At 48.7% G+C, this 20,757-nt stretch carries 18 protein-coding genes; 14 read left to right on the forward strand and 4 right to left on the reverse strand.

All coding sequences use genetic code 11. From position 1 onward, the window contains the following. Position 1 precedes the first annotated feature (1 nt). Positions 2-991: an NAD(P)H-dependent glycerol-3-phosphate dehydrogenase gene (locus tag DESAL_RS03760; protein ID WP_015850633.1), complete on the reverse strand. Its 990-nt coding sequence runs from the start codon at positions 989-991 to the stop codon at positions 2-4. Between the two features lie 189 nt (positions 992-1,180). Here DESAL_RS03760 and lpdD point away from each other — a divergent pair, with 189 nt between their 5' ends. Further along, complete coding sequence (gene lpdD, locus DESAL_RS03765; RefSeq protein ID WP_015850634.1) at positions 1,181-1,549, forward strand: prenylated flavin chaperone LpdD; 369 nt, start codon at positions 1,181-1,183, stop codon at positions 1,547-1,549. A 92-nt stretch (positions 1,550-1,641) separates the two neighbouring features. Here the strand turns inward: lpdD and nrfA are convergent, their stop codons facing one another. Next, positions 1,642-3,153, reverse strand: coding sequence for an ammonia-forming cytochrome c nitrite reductase (gene nrfA, locus DESAL_RS03770; protein WP_015850635.1), 1,512 nt, complete (start codon positions 3,151-3,153; stop codon positions 1,642-1,644). Between the two features lie 26 nt (positions 3,154-3,179). Next, positions 3,180-3,710 carry a cytochrome c nitrite reductase small subunit gene (nrfH, locus tag DESAL_RS19975; RefSeq protein ID WP_015850636.1) on the reverse strand — a complete coding sequence of 177 codons (531 nt, stop codon included), beginning with the start codon at positions 3,708-3,710 and terminating at the stop codon, positions 3,180-3,182. 267 nt (positions 3,711-3,977) lie between these two features. On the opposite strand from nrfH, the gene ahbB reads away from it, so the two are divergent. The 8 genes from ahbB to DESAL_RS03810 all read left to right on the forward strand — a co-directional run bounded on the left by ahbB (position 3,978) and on the right by DESAL_RS03810 (position 11,721). Beyond that, positions 3,978-4,463 (forward strand): siroheme decarboxylase subunit beta, encoded by a 486-nt coding sequence (ahbB, locus tag DESAL_RS03775; RefSeq protein ID WP_015850637.1) that lies wholly within the window; start codon positions 3,978-3,980, stop codon positions 4,461-4,463. Between the two features lie 174 nt (positions 4,464-4,637). Further along, positions 4,638-5,906, forward strand: coding sequence for a glutamate-1-semialdehyde 2,1-aminomutase (gene hemL, locus DESAL_RS03780; RefSeq protein WP_015850638.1), 1,269 nt, complete (start codon positions 4,638-4,640; stop codon positions 5,904-5,906). Between the two features lie 135 nt (positions 5,907-6,041). Continuing rightward, a complete protein-coding gene (locus DESAL_RS03785) occupies positions 6,042-7,067 on the forward strand; it encodes a cobalt-precorrin 5A hydrolase (protein WP_015850639.1) in 1,026 nt (341 codons plus the stop codon). Then, on the forward strand, positions 7,064-7,822 hold the full coding sequence (gene cobJ, locus DESAL_RS03790; protein WP_015850640.1) for a precorrin-3B C(17)-methyltransferase: 759 nt from the start codon (positions 7,064-7,066) through the stop codon (positions 7,820-7,822). The genes DESAL_RS03785 and cobJ overlap by 4 nt, the downstream gene beginning before the upstream one ends. 138 nt (positions 7,823-7,960) lie before the next feature. Continuing rightward, positions 7,961-8,365, forward strand: coding sequence for a cytochrome c3 family protein (locus DESAL_RS03795; protein WP_015850641.1), 405 nt, complete (start codon positions 7,961-7,963; stop codon positions 8,363-8,365). A 70-nt stretch (positions 8,366-8,435) separates the two neighbouring features. After that, on the forward strand, positions 8,436-10,547 hold the full coding sequence (locus DESAL_RS03800; protein ID WP_015850642.1) for a midas domain-containing protein: 2,112 nt from the start codon (positions 8,436-8,438) through the stop codon (positions 10,545-10,547). Positions 10,548-10,791: 244 nt separating this feature from the next. Continuing rightward, positions 10,792-10,989: a hypothetical protein gene (locus DESAL_RS03805; protein WP_015850643.1), complete on the forward strand. Its 198-nt coding sequence runs from the start codon at positions 10,792-10,794 to the stop codon at positions 10,987-10,989. Beyond that, positions 10,990-11,721: a ubiquinone/menaquinone biosynthesis methyltransferase gene (locus DESAL_RS03810; RefSeq protein ID WP_015850644.1), complete on the forward strand. Its 732-nt coding sequence runs from the start codon at positions 10,990-10,992 to the stop codon at positions 11,719-11,721. A gap of 2 nt (positions 11,722-11,723) precedes the next feature. On the opposite strand, the gene DESAL_RS03815 is transcribed toward DESAL_RS03810, so the two are convergent. Then, a complete protein-coding gene (locus tag DESAL_RS03815) occupies positions 11,724-11,933 on the reverse strand; it encodes a DUF2065 domain-containing protein (protein WP_015850645.1) in 210 nt (69 codons plus the stop codon). Between the two features lie 141 nt (positions 11,934-12,074). On the opposite strand from DESAL_RS03815, the gene DESAL_RS03820 reads away from it, so the two are divergent. From DESAL_RS03820 to DESAL_RS03840, 5 genes are read left to right on the forward strand one after another with little or no spacing between them, the layout of a single operon-like run. Then, a complete protein-coding gene (locus tag DESAL_RS03820) occupies positions 12,075-13,385 on the forward strand; it encodes a nucleotide sugar dehydrogenase (protein ID WP_015850646.1) in 1,311 nt (436 codons plus the stop codon). Between the two features lie 14 nt (positions 13,386-13,399). After that, positions 13,400-14,098 (forward strand): futalosine hydrolase, encoded by a 699-nt coding sequence (gene mqnB / locus DESAL_RS03825; protein ID WP_015850647.1) that lies wholly within the window; start codon positions 13,400-13,402, stop codon positions 14,096-14,098. Between the two features lie 50 nt (positions 14,099-14,148). After that, the gene (locus DESAL_RS03830; RefSeq protein ID WP_015850648.1) at positions 14,149-15,117 is read left to right on the forward strand and encodes a polyprenyl synthetase family protein; all 969 of its coding nucleotides are present in this window, start codon (positions 14,149-14,151) and stop codon (positions 15,115-15,117) included. A 28-nt stretch (positions 15,118-15,145) separates the two neighbouring features. Continuing rightward, entirely contained in the window at positions 15,146-17,632 is a 2,487-nt protein-coding gene (locus tag DESAL_RS03835) for a GGDEF domain-containing response regulator (protein WP_015850649.1), read from the forward strand. 32 nt (positions 17,633-17,664) lie between these two features. After that, on the forward strand, positions 17,665-20,643 hold the full coding sequence (locus tag DESAL_RS03840; protein ID WP_015850650.1) for an AIR synthase-related protein: 2,979 nt from the start codon (positions 17,665-17,667) through the stop codon (positions 20,641-20,643). The last annotated feature ends 114 nt before the right edge of the window (positions 20,644-20,757 follow it).

Below are 20,757 nucleotides of genomic sequence, written 5' to 3' on the forward strand. Positions count from 1 at the left end.
TTTATTCCGCCTTGAGATCGCGGTTCATCAGATCGCAAACAGCAGTGGCGGGATCTTTGTCTTCATATAGAATTTTGTAAACCTGTTCGGTTATCGGCAGCTCTACTCCCAGTTTTTTTGCGAGAAAGTAAACTGATTCGGTTGTTTTTACTCCCTCGGCCACCATGCGCATTTTCAGGATTTCATTCAGTTTCATTCCCTGGCCGAGCTTTAAACCGACCTGCCTGTTACGGGAAAGGTCACCGGTACAGGTAAGTACAAGGTCGCCCATGCCGGAAAGCCCCATGAATGTGGAAGCTTGCGCGCCCATGGCTTCACCCAGTCTGCTCATTTCAGCAATCCCACGGGTGATCAGGGCTGCACGTGTGTTATGCCCGAATTTCAATCCGTCGGCCATACCTGCGGCAATCGCCATGATATTTTTAATGGCACCGCCCAGTTCTACTCCCCGGTAGTCCGGGTTGGTATAGATACGCAAATAAGGGGTAGAGAAAATATCCTGCACCTCTGCGGCCAGTTTCTCGTCTCCGCAGCCGAGCACAATGGATGTCGGAAGTTCAGCACTCAGCTCATAAGCAAAGGTGGGGCCTGAGAGATGGGCAAATCTTGGATTTAAACCTTCCAATGATTCAAAGACCACCTGTGACATGGGTGCTCCGGTATTCAGCTCAATACCTTTGCTGGCGCAGACAACTGCGGGATTCTGCGGGAAGTACTGCTTCATATCAGCCAGTGCACTGCGCAGGAATTGGCTTGGAACCACAAGAAGGAAGTAATCCGCTCCCTCCATAACCTGCTGAGGATTACTGCTGCATTTGAGGTCCGGGGAAAGTTTGAAGTCAGGAAGAAATACTGAGTTATATCCGGTGTTGGTTATTTCATCACAAAGTTCTTGTTCGCGGACCCAGAGGTGAGTGTTATGTCCTTTCTTAGCCAGAGTGTTTGCAAGGGTGGTTCCCCATGCTCCGGCTCCGATTACTGCTATTTTCATTTATTATCTCCTTGGCAGTTGTAATCAGCGTGAATTTAAAATCGATTTTAAGTTACCTCCCACAGGAAAATTTGGCAACCTGTTCAAAAATGAAAGGGGTTTATCGATAATGAAAAAGAAAAATTGCGTGGATAGGGGCAGACGTATATCCTTATGTTGTTTTAGGAATTTTTAGAAAAGGACAGTCTTATGATCCGAATTGAAAAAACAACTGCCCGCTTTACCTTAATCATGACCATCGAGCGGATGGGCAAAGATTTCAATGTAAGCTTTTACGGCGGGGATGAACCGCATATCGGTGCTGTTGCCTTAGCTGTCCCGCATGCCGGATTGAGTGATCATGCGAAAGTCGACAGCTCTGTTTCCCTTCTGACCGTTTGTGGACATAAAGAAGATGAGCTGGCCCGGAAAATTTCTTATGCGCTGGCGACAACTTTTAATTGTACTGTCTCAGTAGCTTGTGGAATCCATCTTGATAGCGCCACACCTCAGGAGATCAAAGATGTGCTTGAAGCGGCAGATGAGTTGTTGGCACAAGTGGTGCGCGAATTGTCCTGAACTTTTTTCTCTAATAGCTGCCTAAATAACAAAAAAGCCCCCGAACTTTCGTCCGGGGGCACGTTTATTAATTGATTGTAACTAATCAGATCTTAGTTCTGCGGGTAAGCAGTGTTGTCCGGCAGAATCTTCCACCAGTTCTTATCTAAACGTCCTGCTTTAACAGCTTCATCATACCATTCGACAACCATTCCCTTCTTGAATCTCATCTTTTCTTTAACGAGCTTATCAAACGGAACTCCGGCAAGCTTCTGAGCTTTTTCCTTTGTGGAGAAGTCAGGCACTTCGTAGTCGGTCACACCGTGGTTTGCGAGAATGTTCTGGAGTTCCAGACGGGCCTGCATAGCCTTGTTGTTTGCTACACCCAGAAGGCGCAGGGTTTCGCCGGGAGCATGGAAGAAAGAACCATGGCTGGCAATGGAGTAATCCCAGAGCCACTGTGCGGAACGGATGGTATTGATGGGCTTTTCCATTTCAGCTTCGGTTGCGCCAACTTCCCATGCCTTCTTGGCCAAAAGGTGCGCATTGGCAAGGCTGTTCATGGCGATAACATTCAGCTGGTCTTTACGCTTCAGCTTTTCTTCTACAATCTGCTTGAACTCTTCCTCACTCTGGCGGTGGCAGGTCAGGCATGAGTTTGCGATGTTGTTCAGAGGATCCTGAATCTGGTGATCAGAGAATTTGACGCTGCCTTCCTGAGTGTAAGGCATGTGGCAGTCTGCGCAGGAAAGGCCGCGCTTGAAGTGGATGCCGGTAGTGAATATTTCATAACCGGGGTGCTGGGCTTTAAGCATGGGAGTCTTACTAATGCCATGAGTCCAATCCTTGAAGCCGTATTCATTGTAGTATTCTTCCATGTTCTCGGCAGCGAGTCCTTTAGCCCATGGGAAGGTTACTACAGCGGCAACCTGCTTATTGCCTGCTTCGTCGGTGTAAGGGGTCTTTTTGAAGTAATACTCAGAGTGGCACTGGGCGCAGGCCAGAGAGCGCATATCCTGAAAAGTGAGATCTTCCAGTTTTCTGCCGCTCGCTTCGAGGCCGCGTTTGAGATAAGGTCTTGATATTTCGAGCTGGCTTGTCTGGCTGTTGTGACAGTCTGCGCAGCCGATGGGGTTTACGATCTCGCTACCCATTCTTGCCCATTTCCCGGTGAAGTATTGAAGCTCACCGTCTCTTTCCATAATGCGCGGAACATCAGAAGATTTACAGGACCAGCATGCCATAGGCATCGGTCCGTCATTGGGACCGGTCGGTGCGCCGGTACGTAAGGTATTGATATTACTTTGCAGAGCATTGAAGTGTCCGCGAGGTGCATTATAATCTTTAGCAAAACCGTAGCCAGCCCAAAGGATTGCCAATTGGGGATATTTCTCCACCATATCTTCAATCTTGTTACTGTCTTTGGTTTTTTTCCAAGTATCATATTGGCGAGGGTATTCCTTGCCCCAGATGTCGCTTCTGGCTTCCACTCCCTTTTCTTTAATAACGGGAGTGGTGTTCAGCAGAACTTGTTCAGTCTTCCTGGTGTTGATTGAAAGCAGCATGTACGTCATGAAGGCTATCGCAATCAGAGCCCCCACTAGTATGATAGTATTCTTCTTCATTGTTCCCCCATCTTCATCTCAAAAAATTATTGAGTCCACTTCACGCCAAGTCTTACGGGTGCGGCATCAATGCTGCGTACTTTCCCGTGCGGGACATAGCGGTGGCAATCCCAGCATTTTCTTTCCCCTAACGACTCACTGTCAAACGCGTGGTAGCGATCAACATTTTTGATGAGTGTCTTCGAAAAGCTGGCATGACATCTGATACAGTTTTCTTGAACACGGCGGGAACCATCCTCTGTGATGAGCATGCGTTTTCCATATGTGTTCAATGTGAAAGCGACAGAGTGATTCCATCCGTCGCGGCTCTTGGACGCGTATTTGTCGATGTAGTTCTCCACCGGCAAATGACAGTCAACACATTGGGCGCGTTGAGCGTGGGAACTGTGCTGCCATGTCGCGTAATAACTCTCCATGACGTGGCAATTGATACAGGCTGTGGAGTCATTTGACATGTAGGATGTGGCTTTGGACTCTTGGACCAAATACACCCCCATCACCACTGCGACTGTTACACTTGCCAAGGCACAGAACCTTAGAACCGAGTTAAAGTTCATAGGCACCTCTCTCTACAAGTTTATTTTGGCCTCATTGATCTTGCTCTACGAATTTTTGCTGCTTTAAATCCCTCCTTGGTTGGAAATAAAAAGATTGCACTACTGCCAATATCTCATATCTGTGATTTTTAATCTATGACTTAAGTCAAAAAATAACGTGTCTTCCATTTGGAGGTACTCCAAAAGAAATATTTCGGTTTCAGCACTTGAGGATGAAACAATATACGGGTATCAAGGGCTGACCAAAGAAAAGACCAAGGATGGGATATGGCAAAAAAATTTACTGAACTTGAGCATAATATTCTGGCGCTGGCGGGAACAAACCTTTCCTGGAGTGCAACTCCTTACGCAGACATTGCCGAGCAGGTAGGCTGTTCCGAGCAGGAAGTGCTGGACCTTTTAAGTCGCCTTAAGGGTGACAAGATCATCCGCCGTTTCGGAGCAACTCTCCGTCATCAGAAGGCCGGATATGGCGCAAATGCCATGGTTGCATGGCGTGTTACTGAAGATCAGGAGCCGGAAAAAGTCGGTGAGTTCATGGCCGCACGTCCTGAGATCAGTCACTGCTACCTGCGACTTACTTACGAAGACTGGCCGTACAACCTCTATACAATGATCCACGGCAAAGGCCCGGATGATTGCAAAAACGTAGTTGCCGAGCTTGAAGAGCAGACCGGAATTACCGATCACTGCACCCTGCGCAGTCTCAAAGAGTTGAAAAAGACCTCAATGGTCTATTTTGAAAAGAAATAAATCTTTATACGGGGATCACACATTCAATTTCCCCGCACAATCTACCGTCCCCAGCGGCGAAGCCCTACTAAAAAAGTTTGGGATTCTTAAACCCTTTTCAAAGGGTTTAAGCCGCCGGAGGCAAAATGATTTCATAAAAGCGCGAAGCGCATCAAATTTCATAAGGAGTTTCAAATGGCTTCATCATCTGAACTTTTTAATAAAGCGCAGGAACTGCTTCCCGGTGGTGTTAACAGCCCGGTCCGTGCCTGCAAATCCGTTGGTTGCGATCCTCTTTTTATCGAAAAGGCTGAAGGCAGCCGCATGTGGTCTGTAGATGGTCAGGAACTTATCGACTACGTTATGAGCTGGGGCCCGATGATGCTTGGTCACGGCTATGAAGCAATCAAAGAAGCAGCACACAAGGCTGTGGACATGGGCGCAAGTTACGGCGCTCCCTGCCCCGGTGAAATTGAGCTGGCGGAAGAGATTATTAAAATGGTTCCTTCCATCGAAATGGTACGTATGGTTAACTCCGGTACCGAAGCAACCATGTCCGCACTGCGTCTCGCACGTGGCGTTACCGGTCGCGATAAAGTCCTTAAATTTGAAGGCTGCTATCACGGTCACAGTGACTGCTTTCTCGCAAGCGCAGGTTCAGGTCTGGCAACTTTTTCCATTCCCGGCACTCCCGGTGTTCCCGAGGGAACAGTAAAAGATACCCTGCTTGCCCCTTACAACGATCTTGATGCAGTTAAAGGCGTATTCGAAAAAGAAGGCCAGAACATTGCAGCAATCATTGTTGAGCCTGTGGCAGGTAACATGGGTCTCGTTCTGCCTAAGGAAGGATTTCTTGAAGGTCTGCGCGCACTTTGCGACGAGCACGGTGCATTGCTGATTTTTGATGAAGTTATCACCGGATTCCGCGTGACTTCCGGCGGTGTCGGTCCCCGCTTTGATGTTACCCCCGACCTGACTACTCTCGGTAAGATTATCGGCGGCGGTTTTCCCGTTGGCTGTTACGGCGGCAAAAAGGAATACATGAGCCGCATTGCACCTTGCGGTGATGTTTATCAGGCAGGCACACTTTCCGGTAACCCTGTTGCCATGGCAGCCGGTGTTGCTACTCTGCGTTCTTTGCAGCAGCAGGATTACGATGCTCTTGAAGCACGTACCCTCAAACTGGCGCAGGATATGAAAGCCGCTTTGGAAGCTAACGGTTTTAAAGTCAGCCTGAACCATATTGCATCTATTTTCACCCTGTTCTTCACTGATCAGGAAGTAACTGATTTCGAGTCCGCCAAGACCGGTGATGCTGAGCTTTATTCCAAGTTCTACCGTCACATGCGTGAGCATGGCGTGAACCTCGCACCTTCCAGCTTCGAGTGTACTTTCACTTCCTTCGCCCATAGCGAAGCAGATTACGAAGCTACTTTGGAAGCTGTTAAAAGCTTTAAAGGCTAAGAAGCCTCCGGCAGCTCTGCCGAGGGCCTTAAACCCTTTTGCAAAAGGGTTTAAGAATCCCAAAACCTTTTGATAGTTTAATAATTAAACGGGGGGAGGAAACTCCTCCCGTTTTTTGTTACAGTGAAATTTCCCATGGAAAATCGTACAGCAATATATGCGCTTACCCAAAGAGGAGCGGAAAAAGCCCGTGAGCTTGTAGATTCGTTGCGGGCCGATTGTTATGTGCTGGATCGTTACGCCACAGAAACAGACATCCCTTTCACGTCCCTCAAAGATATCGTTGCCGATAAGTTTTCCAAATATGATAGCCATATTTTTGTGGCTGCATCGGGAATCGTGGTGCGCATGATTGCTTCTCTTCTGAAAAGCAAAGCTGTTGACCCGGCCGTGGTTGTTGTGGATCAGGAAGGGGAGTTCGCAATCAGTCTTGTCTCCGGTCATTTGGGCGGAGCCAATGAACTTGCGCGGCTGATCGGGGATAAGATCGGGGCTACTCCGGTGATTACCACGGCTACAGATTGTGCAGGTGTACCGTCTGTGGACCTGATTGCGCGTGATCAGGGCTTGGTCATTGGTAATATTGGTTTAATTAAGCATATTAATGCTGCTATTCTGGATGGCGAAAAGGTCCCGGTCTATGATCCTGACTGCTTTTTGGACCTCTCTGATTTAAAAGAATATTTTTATGTGATAGATAATGTAGATATAATGTTCGAGTCTCGTTGCGGTATTGTTGTGGATTGGCATGTTCATGATTTGCCGGAACGTGTGTTGGCTCTTTATCCGCGCTGCTTGACGCTTGGAGTAGGGTGTCGACGCGGGGTGCCTGCGGATGAGATTTTGGATCTGGTTCGCAGTGTTGTTGCGGATAATGGCATTGCCCTTGATTCGATATGTTGCATGGGCTCAATAGATGCTAAAAGTGACGAAGCCGGAATGATTGAAGTTGCACAGGTCTTAGGATTGGATTTAGAATTTTTCAGTGCAGCTGAATTAGATGAAATTGAGGTCGCCAATCCTTCGGGTATGGTGATGAAACATATGGGAGTTAACGGCGTTTGCGAAGCTGCTGCTATGAAAATGGCAAATGCCACGCAGATTCTGGTCCCCAAAACCAAGAGTGCGCGGGTGACCGCAGCTATAGCAAAGAGAAAATGAGTAAAGGTTGTATTAAAGTGATCGGGCTTGGGCCCGGTGATGAGTGTTTGCTGGCGCCGCAGGCTAGGCATGCTATTGAGGAAGCAGAAGCTGTTGTCGGTTATACCGGGTACGTGAAACTGGTTCCATCGGAGTTGCTTGAAGGTAAGGAAGTCCTGTCTACAGGCATGATGGCAGAGGTGGAACGTTGTCGTAAGGCTGTGGATGCTGCTCTTGAAGGGCGAAATGTCGTCATGGTCTGCAGCGGCGATCCGGGAATTTACGCCATGGCCGGTCTGGTTATGGAGTTGCTGGAAGCAGGTGAGCTGTTTGATAAGGTTGATTTTGAAGTAGTGCCGGGAATCCCCGCTTTCACTGCAGCAGCGGCCCTGCTCGGCGCACCTTTGATGCATGATTTTGCATCCGTCAGCCTCAGTGACCTGCTTACCCCGTGGGAAAAGATTGAAAAAAGGCTCGAAGCTGCGGCTTCTGCTGATTTTGTGATTGCAATCTATAATCCGCGTTCAAAAAAAAGAGCAGGGCACCTTGGAGAAGCTGTTGAAATTTTAAAAAAATATCGTGATGGGAGCACTCCGCTGGGCATCGTAAACCGGGCTTACCGTGAAGAACAGAAGGTGCAGGTGGCAACTCTGGAGACACTTGATGTAAATGATGTTGATATGCAAACCGTTCTGATTGTTGGTAATTCCTCTACTCGAGAGGTGGCGGGGAAAATGCTCACTCCGCGTGGTTACGCCAACAAGTATGACATCTGATTAAGTGCAAGATAACTATTTGATACCGCTAATTTTAATCAGTGGATTTTTTTAGCATGCTTGACATGGTTTTTTATCTAAATTAAATCCACAAGAAGACTGTAATTAGGTTAACGTTATTCTAAGGAGGAACTGAGGATGAAAAAGACCCTGCTTATCAGCATGGTAACAGCTGCTCTGGTTTGCGCTTTTGCACTTCCCAGCCTGTATGCTGTCGATGCTCCCGGCGACATGGTTCTGAAAGCTCCTGCTGGCGCTAAAATGACCAAAGCTCCGGTGGACTTTTCTCACAAAGGACACGCAGCTCTCGACTGTACCAAGTGCCACCACAAGTGGGACGGTAAAGCTGAAGTTAAAAAGTGCTCCGCTGAAGGTTGTCACGTAGACACCAGCAAAAAGGGTAAAAAGAAGCCCACTTCTTTCTACTCCGCTTTCCACTCTAAGTCTGACATCAGCTGTGTAGGCTGTCACAAGGCTCTGAAGAAAGCTAAAAAGGCAACTGGCCCCACCAAGTGCGGCGACTGCCACCCCAAGAAAAAATAAGTTTTCTTGATGTGTAATGAAAGGGGGCTGCCCGCCCCCTTTTTTTAAATTTTTTTTAAGAGGGTAGTCTATGACCCCGGATTCACCGGAAAAAAAAGGCGCGGAAGAGGTTCTCGACCTTAATGATGTTGCTGAAGAGGTTGATGTCAGCTTTGAGCAGGAACTAGAAGACCTTTTTTCTGAGGACCTTGAAATTGAAGAGCCTGAATTGACCATGGATGATTCAGACGATCTTCTTGTGCTGGATGATGTCGTCGACGAAAGTGCTGGCGATGATCTTCTGGTTCTGGATGACGTTGTTGAAGAGGCTTCCGGTGATGATTTGATCGAGCTTGATGACATTGTCGAAGGCGGGGAAGATGACGCCCTTGTTCTCGATGATATTGTTGAAGAAGCTTCCGGTGATGACTTGATTGATCTCGACGACATTGTCGAAGGCGGGGAAGATGACGCCCTTGTTCTTGACGATGTTGTTGAAGAGATATCCGGTGATGATATCCTCGAACTCGATGATATCGCTGAAGAAGCAGAAGATGTGCTTGATCTCGATGACGTTGCTGAAGAAGCAACAGAAATTTCCGAATCTCCTGCAGAAGAAGCAGCTGTTTCAGAGGCAGTTGAAGCTGATGCGGAAGATGACATTGATTTTGATCTCGGTGAAGCTGAACTTCTAGCTGCCGATGGTGTTGAAGACGGTGAGCTTGATGCTGACGGTCTTGATGGCCTTATTGATGACCTTGGCGGCGATGCAACTATTGCCGAAGATGATGCCGAAGACATTGATTCCTTATTCGATGAAGATTCCGAAGTTGAGAATTTGGATTCCCTGCTGGAAGAAGCCGGTGCGGATGAAGACGATGAACTTGACGGACTCCTCGGCGAAGTAGAGGACAAGGTAGACCTCGGTGATCTTGGTGAGGATGTCCTTGCTGATGAAGATATCGAAGGTCTGCTTTCCGATGACCATGAGGAAGTTGTTGAGCTTCATGAAGAAGGTCTTGAACTGCTCGATGATATTGATCAAGAGCCTGTGCTTGAAGCGGCTGCTGAAGTTGAGGCTGTAGAGCCTGAAGTGATGGAGCCTTTGGTCGAAGAGCCTGTTGCAGAAGAAGTTTCCATCGATGAAAGTGAAGTTGTAGAACCTGAGCTTGTCGCTGGAGATATTGATATTGCAGCAGACCTTGAAATGGTTGCTGACGAAGATCTCGAAGCCGATGCCGATGACCTTGATCTCGGCGAGTTGCTTGAAGATGCAGAGATAGATTTTTCTGATCTTGATGCGGAATTGGAAAGTGACGAGGTTGAAGTTGCCGCTGATTCCGCTGAGCAGGCAGCCATTATCGAAGAGCTTGAACAAAAGGCGGCCTCTGCTGCCAAGCGTGCCGAAGCCCTTGAAATTTCGTTCAATGAAGCTACTGAGCGGATCGCAGTGCTGGAAGAAGCTCTGGAATCTGCCACCGAACGTATTTCACAGATTGATACCCTTGAGTCCAGCATGACCGCTTTTGCGGAAAATATGCGTCTGCTTGAGGAAAAAGTGATGCAGGGGTGTGGCGTTGAGTCTGTTGTAAGCCAGCAGCTCAGTGAAGCCCTTCGTCCAGATTCAGCCGCAGTTGTTTCCATTGCCGCTGCCGCTGCTGAAGAATTGGGCGATAAAGTCACTGATCAGGTTCAGCTTGGTTTGCGTGAAGTTCGCGCTGATGCTGAAGAACGCATTTCCGCTATTGAAGCTAAGCTTGATGAAAAACCTGATTTCGAACCGCGAATGGTCGCTATTGAGTCCCGTCTTGACGAGGCTCCTGATCATGAATCGCGCGTAGCAGCACTTGAATCCCGTCTTGACGAAGCTCCTGACCTTGAGCCGCGTCTGGCCGGAATCGAAGAAAAAATTGAAGCTCTGCCTGATGTGGAAGATATTGTAAGCAAGTCTCTTGAAAAAGAACTTGATCCTGATTCTCCGGCTTTTTACCGCATTAAGAGTCGGTTGACCGAAGATATCGAGGATTACCTCGCTCCGCGTCTGGTTGAGAAAATTGATGATATGAAGGGTGAACTGGAAGAATCTTTCAAGGCATCCGTTGAAGAGTTGCTAGCCGATAAGCTTGAGCGGGCTGTTCCTGCTGAAGCAGCACGGATTATCCGCGAAGAAATAGCGGCTTTAGCCCGTGAACTCGAAGGTTAGCATTTTAAAATAATGTTCTTAAATCGGTCCGGCGGACGTATGTCTGCCGGACCGATTTAATTTAGATACTAAAAAATCAGCCATCAAGCGGGTCGACTATTTGGAGGTCTCATGCTAAAGAGCCTCACAAAAGAAGGGTGCTTAACAGGTTTTCTTCTTTTTACCCGCCCGGCGCCCTACCTGTGGAGGTCGTGGCCATTTCCCACCGGGCGGGGTTTTTCAAGCCCAATTAAGGATATACATCATGGATAAGATTCAGAAGCAGGCTTTGCAGGTCGCTAAGGAAATCGTAGTTAAATTTATCGAGGTTGGAAGAATTTCACCCTCCAATTTTTCTGAGCATTTTAACGCTATCCACGCTGACGTAGTGGCTTCCATCGTGGAGCAGGAAAATAAGCTTGCCGGAGATGGTGCATTGGACGGCAACGGGGATGCTCGATAGATGGCGCAGGTATCCCATCAGGAACACGGTAAGAAAGTCCGGGATATGTTCGGCAGGATTGCCGGGTTGTATGATTTCCTGAACCATTTTTTGAGTGCCGGGCAGGATATTTACTGGCGTTACCGTCAGGTAAAGTTGGTCCGCCCCGGTAAAAAAGGTCTGGTGCTTGATCTGGCTGCCGGGACACTTGATGTTTCGGTGGAGCTTTTGCGCCAGTATCCCGATGTTAAAGTTCTGGCCATGGACTTTACCCATCAGATGCTTGCCTGCGGTAAGAATAAAAAACTGGAAGGCAAACGTGCCGAACGCAGCGAAAGCATTGCTGCAGTTCAGGCAGATGGAAGGGGTTTGCCGTTGCCGGACAATTGTCTGGACGGCGCCACTATTTCTTTCGGCATCAGAAATATCCTTCCCCGCGAAGATTGCTATAAAGAAGTTCTGCGTACGCTTAAGCCCGGCGCGCGGTTCTGCATTCTGGAATTCGGTTCCGGAAGCAAGAAAATCTGGAAGGGTGTGTATAATTTTTACCTCAACAAGGTACTGCCTTTGCTGGGTAAGGTTGTTTCCGGGGATTCCGGGGCCTATTCCTATCTGGCGGATACTATCCGGGCTTTTCCGGATGAGCGTGCTCTTGCTGAGGAATTGCGCGAAGCAGGTTTCGGGCGTGTAATGTTTATCCCGCTACTTTCAGGGATTGTTTATATACACGTAGCTGAAAAAGCTGAAGAATAGCGCTATAAATCGGTTAGTGACTGACCGAATGATATGAGCAGCAAACCGAATATCATGGCAATGAGCCCGAGAATGCGCAATTGCCGCGGTCCTCGCTCAATGATTGAAATAAGGATTCTGGGCATGCGCTCAGAAAAAACAAAATAGGGTATCCCTTCAATAATGAAGGCCAGGCCAAGGGCGGACAGAAGAAAGGACCAATCGATATGCATAATGATAGTTATGTATATGCGCTGCTTGATTATGTCTACCCTTACGAAACAAAGTTAGTGTGTTAAATTTTCAGGCCGGAATTATTATGTAAGTGTTTTAAGAGCTTATTTTGTTATCTAAGTAATAAAGGACAATAAGTTATGATTAAATTCTCTGACATTGAAGAAAAGAAAACAACTATCGGGGTTGTCGGCCTCGGATACGTGGGCCTGCCTCTCGCAGTTGCACTTGGCCGCAAATTCAAGGTGCTTGGTCTTGATATTTCCGAACAGCGCGTTAAGGAACTCAGTGAAGGGTTCGACCGCACCAATGAAGTTCTGGAAAACGATTTCCACAACTATGTTGAATTCAGCACTGATGCGTCCCTGCTCAAAGATTGCGGCGTGATTATTGTTGCTGTCCCTACTCCCATCGATGAAGCCCGTAATCCTGATCTCAAACCTGTTGTAGGTGCTTCCACCATGGTCGGTGCTAATATGTCTGCCGACTCGATTGTTGTTTACGAGTCCACTGTTTACCCCGGACTCACTGAAGATATTTGCGTACCCATCCTCGAAGAAAATTCCGGCCTTAAATACGGTAAGGATTTCGGCGTAGGCTACTCTCCCGAACGTATCAACCCCGGTGACCGCGAACATACCCTGCAGACCATCGTTAAGGTTGTAGCCGGTAACGATGCTGAAGTGGCTGATCTGCTGGATAAACTTTACTCTTCCATCATCACCGCCGGAACCCATCGTGCATCCTGCATCAAGGTTGCCGAAGCCGCCAAGGTAATTGAAAATACCCAGCGTGACCTGAATATCGCGCTTATGAATGAACTTTCCATGATCTTCGATAAAATGGGCATCGATACCCTCGATGTTCTGGAAGCAGCAGGTACCAAATGGAACTTCCTGCCTTTCCGTCCCGGTCTGGTTGGTGGACACTGCATCGGTGTCGATCCCTATTACCTGACCACCAAGGCTGAAGAAATCGGCCATCATCCGCAGGTCATCCTTGCGGGTCGTAAGATCAATGACTCCGTAGGTAAATTTATCGCCGATACTACCATCAAACAGATGATCAACGGCGACAGCAAGGTAAAGGGTGCCAAAGTAGGTGTCCTCGGACTTACCTTTAAAGAAAACGTTCCCGATCTGCGCAACACTAAGGTTGTTGACGTAGTAGACGAGCTGGAATCTTTCGGCGTGGACGTGCTTATTCACGATGCTTACGCTGATCCTGAAGAAGCTGTGGAAGAGTACAATATCACCACTTCTTCTTTTGAAGAATTCAAGGATCTTGAGGCTGTTGTTCTGGCTGTTTCCCACGATAAATATCGTGACCTTGAGCTTGATACCATCAAGAGCTGGTTCAGAAACCCTGAAAACGCACTCATTATCGATGTTAAATGCTTCTTTGACCGTAAGGAACTTGAAGACGCTGGCATCAGGCACTGGAGACTTTAGTCCACTTGAAGTTGATGAAACCGATTCTTTTTGTAACGGCAACAGCCAAGGAGATGAAAGCCGCGCTGGGCGGGGTTTGCAAGCTGCCTCGTTTGGAGCAGGGCAAGCCTGTGGAGTTCATGTTCGGTGATCGTCCCGGTCTGTTGCTGGTAACCGGAATCGGAGTAATAAATACATCTTTCGCTCTCGGGCGGGCATTGGCGGGAAATGATGTTGGTGTAGTTGTGCTGGCTGGAATTGCCGGAACATTCAACGCTGACCGTTTTCCACTTTGTTCCGCCTGTGTCGTAAGGAAAGAAATTTGGCCCGAATATGGGCTGAAGAAAGGTGATCAGGTCGATCCTAAGGGGCTGGGATTCAGCCTTTCGGAGATTGACGGACAGCCGGTCTGGAACGAAGTGGAACTAAGTTCCGGAAAAAGTCTTTTTGAATCAGGACTTGACCGATTTGAAAAACTGCCCGAAGCTGTGTCTTTGACCGTGAGCGGCGTAACCGCCACGGCTGAGGAGGCCGCTGCATATGTAGATGAATATGGAGCGGATTTAGAAAATATGGAAGGTTTTGCGGCTGCGTATGTGTGCGCCCTTGTCGGGGTGGGGCTATGTCAGGTGCGGACTGTTTCGAACCTTGTAGGATCAAGAGATAGTAATGATTGGGATTTGCGCGGAGCCCTTGCCGAGTTGGGGCGGGTCTGCTCAGCTCTGGTCAGGTGATTTCCCAAAACTGTTCTTGTTCTTTCGCAACCGGGATAATTCATACGCGGATGATTGAGTTATTAGCCTATTTTAAGAATGAACTGCCTCTTATCAATGGTTTTCTCGATGAGGAAACTTCTAAGCTTGAGGGGCTGGTTAAGGATGTAGCCAGACATGTGCTGCTTGCGCCGGGAAAGAGGATTCGCCCGGTGCTGACAATTCTTTCCGCCCGGGGACTGGGCTACGGAAAAGATGATATTTATCCTCTGGCTGGTTCTTTGGAACTCCTCCATGCCGCAACCCTTCTTCATGACGATATTTTAGACGATGCCGATCTGCGCCGTGGCGTAGAGGCTTCGCATCTCGTTTTCGGTACCACCGAGACTATACTTGCCGGGGATGTCTTGCTGGCTCTGGCCAATAAGATCGGCGCTGATTACGGCAAACCCCGCATCAGTTCTGTGCTTGCTTCAGGAATCATGGCTACTGTTGAAGGCGAAATTCTTGAAATTGCCCATATTTCAGAACCGCTGATGAACCGCGATACCTATATGGATATCATCATCGGTAAAACTGCCCGCTTGATTGAAACCTCTTGCCGTCTGGGAGCGATTCTTGCCTCTGATGACAGAGCAATGGAAGATGCAGTCGGCAACTTCGGCCTGAATATGGGTATCGCTTTCCAGCTTGTCGATGATGCTCTCGATTACGAATCTCCTTCTGATGATACCGGTAAGCCTGAAGGCGGCGACCTTAAAGAAGGTAAAATTACTTTACCTTTGATTCTTTATCTTGAAATGCTACAAGAAAAAGAAGCAGAGTTGTTGCTTGCTGAGATCAAGAGCCAAACCCTGTCGGATGAAAAGCGTGTTCATGTGCTTGCCGAAATCAGGAAGCATGGGCTGGGAGCCAGAACGAGAACCTATGCTGCGGAATATGTGGAAAAAGCCAAGTCGTGCTTGGACCCGCTTCCCGAAGGCGAGGAAAAGCAGGTGCTTAAGCAAGCAGCTGATTTTGTGCTGACCCGGAAAAAATAGGTGAGACTAAAGGAGAGGAGCTGTCGCTATGAGTCTGGATGATATTCTTGAATCACCACGATTGATGATGAAACTCAGCTTTCCTCCGGTCATGCTTCAGATGATGCAGGAGGCATGTAAGCCTGAACCGGACTTTGCCGTGCTTGGTAAAATTATCAGTATGGACCCGGCTCTTTCCACCACTATTCTTAACCTCGTTAATTCTCCATTTTACGGTCTTTCCCAGGAAATTTCAGATTTTAAAAGGGCTGCTGTTGTGCTTGGCACCCGTGAATTGCTTAATCTGGCAGTCACGGTGACTTATCAGAAGCATATTTGTAAGCATATGGAGCTGGATGGCTATAAAATCTATGATGACTGGATGCTTACCGTTTGGGGGGCTATTTCAGCTCAGCTCATTGCGACACGTATTTGTCCGGAGCAAGCGGATAAAGTTTACCTTTGCTGCCTGCTGAAGGATATTTCCCTGTTTTTTCTGCGCTGTGCAGCTCCGGGAGAATTACCCGTTGAAATTTCAAAGGATTCGGTAACTCGCTCCGATCCCGGGCAGTCCGAGACTGAGAATGAAATATGGGGTATGAACCATGGAGCGCTTAGCCAGCTGCTTTTAACCCGCTGGAAGATGGACACTTTAAACTGTCCTTCCTTGCAGCATCACCATGCCATCGACGAGATAGATACTTTTGATTTGCCGACTCAGGCTGTGATTCTGGCTACTAGATGGGCAGAATTGGAGTTAGGTAGTAGTGCTGCTCCATTTAATGTTCTGCAATTCGAAGTTCAGTTACAGCGCTCCCTTGATATGGACGAAGAAGCCATTGAAGGATTCAGGGAAGTCTGCCGTACAAAATTTCAATCCATGCTCAAGAATTTAGGTATTTCTGAGGGTGGTGAGGATGCTAATTTCTATAACCATTCCATAAAGAGTCTACAGTCCAGTTACTTTTTGAGTCTGGAACTTCTCACTGCTGAGGGTGGGATTGATTCCATTGCCCGTATAATAGGCAGGCATCTCAAATTGAGCTGGGATATTGTCAGCTGGGAACTGGCGCTCAAATCTCCACATACCGATAAATACAAACTTTACCGTATCAATGACGGTAGCGGTCTTGAACTGGTGGCCAAGGATTGTATTGCCGGTGAAATCCCCTGGCAAAAGCGTGGGGACGGGGAAGACATCATCAGCCGGAAGATTCTGTTCGGCAGGTTCCGATTCAACTCCAAGAATATCAAGTCTGAAGACAGAAAGAACCTTAAACTTTATTTTCGGTTCATCGGTCAGGCTTACGAACATTATTGCGCTAAGCAGCACCTCATTGAGGATCGTGCAGAGACGCTGGATACTTTGCCTTTAGGCGTAGCCAGTCTGGATATTCAGGGTGACCTGATTGATATGAACGAGGAGATGATCCGTCTGCTTGGCGGGGCTTCTATTTCAGGTACCAAAAATTTCAATGATCTTTTCAAACTCGGTGTCGGGGCAGGACTTGGGGCCAGCTGGACTGTTTTTCTCGAAGATGAAAATAGAAAGTCCTTTAGCAAGATTGTTTGCGTGAGTCTTCGAACCGGAGGGATGCCACGTGACGCATGCCTTTACGTTTCCGCTTATAAGCAGACTCGTGGCGGTGAACAGCTGATTTCTCTGGTCATGGAAGATATCAGGGAGATGTCGGAAAGTCAGATTCAGGCTCTCAAACAGCGGGATTTTCTCGAAGGGCTTGTTGATTCCATGCGGGATGTCGTGCTTACCGTGGATAGACGCGGGAATATTACGTATGCATCATCTCGCTTTTCAAAGATATTTTTGGGCCGCAATATTTTTGATATTGCCACTCCCAGCGAAACGTTTACCGGTCGTTGGGGGCCGGATATGTTTGAGCGGGATAAAACAGTAGTTGAGGTTCTTTTGAAAAGGACCGATACCGCCGGAAGGCCCTTTGAGTTTGTCGTCAGCAAGCTGGCAGGATCAGGGGAGAAGAGTCTTATCGTTGCCCGCGATCTGACAGCTATTCGAAGATTGGAGGATAAGCTCAAGCGTCAGGCTATATTTGATGGTCTGACTGATCTTTTTAACCACACCCAGTTCAACACGTTGATGGCTCGCGAAATCAATCGCAGCAGGCGCACCGGACGTCCGGTCGGTTTGCTTTTCTTCGATCTTGACGGTTTTAAGGCTGTTAACGATACCGAAGGCCATCAGGTTGGTGATGACGTTCTCAAGGGAGTGGGAGAAATCCTGCGCAATGAACTTCGCTCAGGAATGGATTTCCCCTGTCGTTACGGTGGGGATGAGTTCGGGGTGATTGTCACCGAAGTCCGGGCTGAGGCTCTTGAAAAAATAGGCAACAGAATCAGGCTCCGGGTGGAGAAGAAATTTTCTGGTAAGGTCACAATCAGCGGGGGGCTTACCGTGCTCAAGGAAGGGGATACTTCCGTCAGCATGTTGAACCGCGTTGACAAAGCTACATATGAAGCCAAGGATTTGGGCGGAAATGTACTGGTCTGGGCCGATTAAGCCCGGACTTTAATCATTAAGAGGAGATAGCCATGCTCTGGCGTGTCGAGGTCGCACTTAAAGACCATGTCCGTGATGTCCACGGTCATAAAGTTTCCAATAAGATCAAAGAAGAACTCGGTATTGAGGCCGGTGAAGTCCGGACCATCAAGGTATATACTGTAGAAGGTCTTGAGAAAGACGAAATCGAAAAGGTTCTGGAACTGGGCGTTCTGCATGACCCGGTCCTGCATACTCCTTCGCTGGAGCCGCTGGCCAAGGATTTCGCCTGGAACCTTGAAGTGGGCTTCCGTCCCGGCGTTACTGACAACGAAGGTCGTACCGCCAAGGAATCCGTTATTCTGGTTACCGATCCTGCTGATGTCGAGGCTGTAAAAGTATACACCTCCACTCAGTATCTTTTTGTCGAAGACCTCGGTCTCGAGCAGGTCAGCCATATTGCAAAAGACCTGCTGGCTAACGAACTCATCCAGCGTTACGAAATCCGTTCTGCAGATGAGTGGGTTAAGTCTCCGGGATTCGAAGCCAAGGCTGCCCGGGTTACCGGCAAGGCCAGCGATGAAGTTGCAGTTATTGATCTCGCTGCCATGTCCGATGACGAAATGATGGCTTTCAGCCGTGAGAACACTCTTGCTCTCAGCCTTGAGGAATTCCACTGCATTCGCGATTATTATGCTGATCCTGAAGTGGTTAAGCAGCGCGAGGAAATGGGACTCACTGCCCAGCCTACCGATGCCGAGCTTGAAGCTTTGGCCCAGACTTGGTCCGAGCACTGCAAGCACAAAATTTTCAGCTCTAAGATTGAGTACGAAAACAAGGAAACCGGGGTTTCCTCCACTGTAGACAGCCTCTACAAAACCTGCATCATGAACACCACCAAGGAAATCCGCGCTGAAAAGGGCGAAGATGATTTCTGCCTGTCCGTGTTCAAGGATAACGCAGGTGTTATCAAATTTAACGACAAGCTCAATGTCTGCGTTAAAATGGAGACCCACAACAGTCCTTCCGCTCTGGACCCCTACGGCGGAGCACTTACCGGGATTGTCGGTGTTAACCGTGACCCCATGGGTACCGGACTGGGTGCAAACCTGCTGTGTAACACTGACGTATTCTGCTTTGCTTCTCCCTTCCACGAAGGTGAACTGCCTCCGCGTCTGCTGCATCCCCGCCGCGTATTTGAAGGCGTGCGTGAAGGTGTTGAGCATGGCGGTAACAAATCCGGTGTTCCCACTGTAAACGGCTCCATTGTTTTCGATGAGCGCTACCTCGGTAAGCCTCTGGTTTACTGCGGAACCGTGGGCACCATGCCTGTTGAATCCGCAGGTCGTCCCAGCCACGAGAAGAAAGCACTGCCCGGTGACATCATCGTTATGACCGGTGGACGTATCGGTAAAGACGGTATTCACGGCGCAACCTTTTCTTCCGAGGAACTTCACGAAGGTTCCCCGGCAACAGCTGTCCAGATCGGTGACCCCATCACTCAGCGCAAAATGTACGACTGCCTGATGCGTGCCCGTGATATGGGCTTGTACAACGCTATCACCGATAACGGTGCGGGCGGTTTGTCCTCTTCCGTAGGTGAAATGGCTGAAGACAGTGGCGGTTGTGATCTCGATCTCTCCAAGGCTCCGCTCAAGTATGACGGTCTTAAGCCTTGGGAAATCCTTGTTTCCGAAGCTCAGGAACGTATGACTCTTGCTGTTCCGCCGGAAAAACTGGATGAGTTCATGGCCCTTGCCGATGAAATGGACGTTGAAGCTACCGCGCTTGGTACCTACACCGACAGCGGCCTCTATAACATCCGTTACGGTGAAAAGCCTGTTGCCTGCCTGCGCATGGACTTCCTGCACGATGGCGTGCCTCAGATGCAGCTCAAGGCTGTCTGGGAACGTCCTGAAATCGAATTTACCGGTGAGCCGGAAGTTGCAGACCACACCGAGCTGCTCAAAGACATGCTCGGTCGTCTGAACATCTGCAGTAAAGAATATGTTATCCGTCAGTACGACCATGAAGTGCAGGGCCGCAGTGTAGTCAAGCCTCTGGTTGGTGAAGAGGAAGACGGTCCCGCTGATGCAGGCGTGCTGCGTCCTGACTTTGATGATGACAAAGGTCTGGTCGTATCTCACGGTATCTGCCCGAAATTCTCCGATCTCGATACCTACTGGATGATGGCTAACGCAGTTGATGAAGCTATCCGTAACGCAGTTGCTGTCGGTGGTGACATCAACCATATGGCCGGTATTGATAACTTCTGCTGGTGCGATCCGGTTCAGTCCGAATCTACTCCTGACGGTCACTACAAGCTGGCACAGCTTGTCCGTGCAAACCAAGCGCTGTCCCACTTCTGCCGTGCTTTCGGAGTTCCCTGCATCTCCGGTAAGGACTCCATGAAGAACGATTACAAGGGCGGCGGCGTGAAGATCTCCATCCCGCCGACCGTACTCTTCTCCGCAGTCGGTATCGTTCCGGACATCAATATGTGCGTGACTTCCGACTTCAAGAAGCCCGGTGAGTTCATCTATGTGCTCGGCCTGACCCGTGACGAAATGGGCGGTTCCGAGATTGCTTCCCAGCTTAACTTTGTTCATGACAAAGTTCCTCATGTTGAAGCTCTCACAGCTAAGGCGCGTTACAAGACCCTTAATCAGGCTATGCGTCAGCGTCTGGTAAGTTCCTGCCATGACCTTTCCGACGGTGGTCTGGGTGTGGCTCTTGCCGAGATGTCCCTTGGCGGACGTATCGGTTGTGAAGTTGACCTTCGCTCCGTACCCACCGAGTACGGCATGTCTACCTTGTCCGTTCTTTACAGTGAGTCCGCATCACGTTTTGCAGTGACCGTGGCTCCTGAGAATGCAGGCAAGTTCGAAGAACTTTTCGCAGGCCAGATCTGCCAGCGTATCGGTATGACCGTGGGCGGCAATTCCTTTGGCCTCATGGAAGGTTCCGCAGGAATTATTCGCTGCAAGACTGAAGAACTTGCTACCGCTTTCAAGGAAACATTGAACTGGTAGTCTGACAGTTAAATAAGAATCAAAGGCCGCGTTTCCACTGGGAACGCGGCCTTTTTTGTTTTCTCTGAAAAAACTTTGAACTGTAACCGAACCGTGTGACTGTTACGGCCTCCT

Source organism: Maridesulfovibrio salexigens DSM 2638 (genome assembly GCF_000023445.1).
GTDB lineage: Bacteria > Desulfobacterota > Desulfovibrionia > Desulfovibrionales > Desulfovibrionaceae > Maridesulfovibrio > Maridesulfovibrio salexigens.

Bases quoted from the DNA above. Each gene is read 5' to 3' on its own strand.
- DESAL_RS03760 (WP_015850633.1), bottom strand. From the start codon at position 991: ATGAAAATAGCAGTAATCGGAGCCGGAGCATGGGGAACCACCCTTGCA.
- lpdD (WP_015850634.1), top strand. From the start codon at position 1,181: ATGATCCGAATTGAAAAAACAACTGCCCGCTTTACCTTAATCATGACC.
- nrfA (WP_015850635.1), bottom strand. From the start codon at position 3,153: ATGAAGAAGAATACTATCATACTAGTGGGGGCTCTGATTGCGATAGCC.
- nrfH (WP_015850636.1), bottom strand. From the start codon at position 3,710: ATGAACTTTAACTCGGTTCTAAGGTTCTGTGCCTTGGCAAGTGTAACA.
- ahbB (WP_015850637.1), top strand. From the start codon at position 3,978: ATGGCAAAAAAATTTACTGAACTTGAGCATAATATTCTGGCGCTGGCG.
- hemL (WP_015850638.1), top strand. From the start codon at position 4,638: ATGGCTTCATCATCTGAACTTTTTAATAAAGCGCAGGAACTGCTTCCC.
- DESAL_RS03785 (WP_015850639.1), top strand. From the start codon at position 6,042: ATGGAAAATCGTACAGCAATATATGCGCTTACCCAAAGAGGAGCGGAA.
- cobJ (WP_015850640.1), top strand. From the start codon at position 7,064: ATGAGTAAAGGTTGTATTAAAGTGATCGGGCTTGGGCCCGGTGATGAG.
- DESAL_RS03795 (WP_015850641.1), top strand. From the start codon at position 7,961: ATGAAAAAGACCCTGCTTATCAGCATGGTAACAGCTGCTCTGGTTTGC.
- DESAL_RS03800 (WP_015850642.1), top strand. From the start codon at position 8,436: ATGACCCCGGATTCACCGGAAAAAAAAGGCGCGGAAGAGGTTCTCGAC.
- DESAL_RS03805 (WP_015850643.1), top strand. From the start codon at position 10,792: ATGGATAAGATTCAGAAGCAGGCTTTGCAGGTCGCTAAGGAAATCGTA.
- DESAL_RS03810 (WP_015850644.1), top strand. From the start codon at position 10,990: ATGGCGCAGGTATCCCATCAGGAACACGGTAAGAAAGTCCGGGATATG.
- DESAL_RS03815 (WP_015850645.1), bottom strand. From the start codon at position 11,933: ATGCATATCGATTGGTCCTTTCTTCTGTCCGCCCTTGGCCTGGCCTTC.
- DESAL_RS03820 (WP_015850646.1), top strand. From the start codon at position 12,075: ATGATTAAATTCTCTGACATTGAAGAAAAGAAAACAACTATCGGGGTT.
- mqnB (WP_015850647.1), top strand. From the start codon at position 13,400: ATGAAACCGATTCTTTTTGTAACGGCAACAGCCAAGGAGATGAAAGCC.
- DESAL_RS03830 (WP_015850648.1), top strand. From the start codon at position 14,149: ATGATTGAGTTATTAGCCTATTTTAAGAATGAACTGCCTCTTATCAAT.
- DESAL_RS03835 (WP_015850649.1), top strand. From the start codon at position 15,146: ATGAGTCTGGATGATATTCTTGAATCACCACGATTGATGATGAAACTC.
- DESAL_RS03840 (WP_015850650.1), top strand. From the start codon at position 17,665: ATGCTCTGGCGTGTCGAGGTCGCACTTAAAGACCATGTCCGTGATGTC.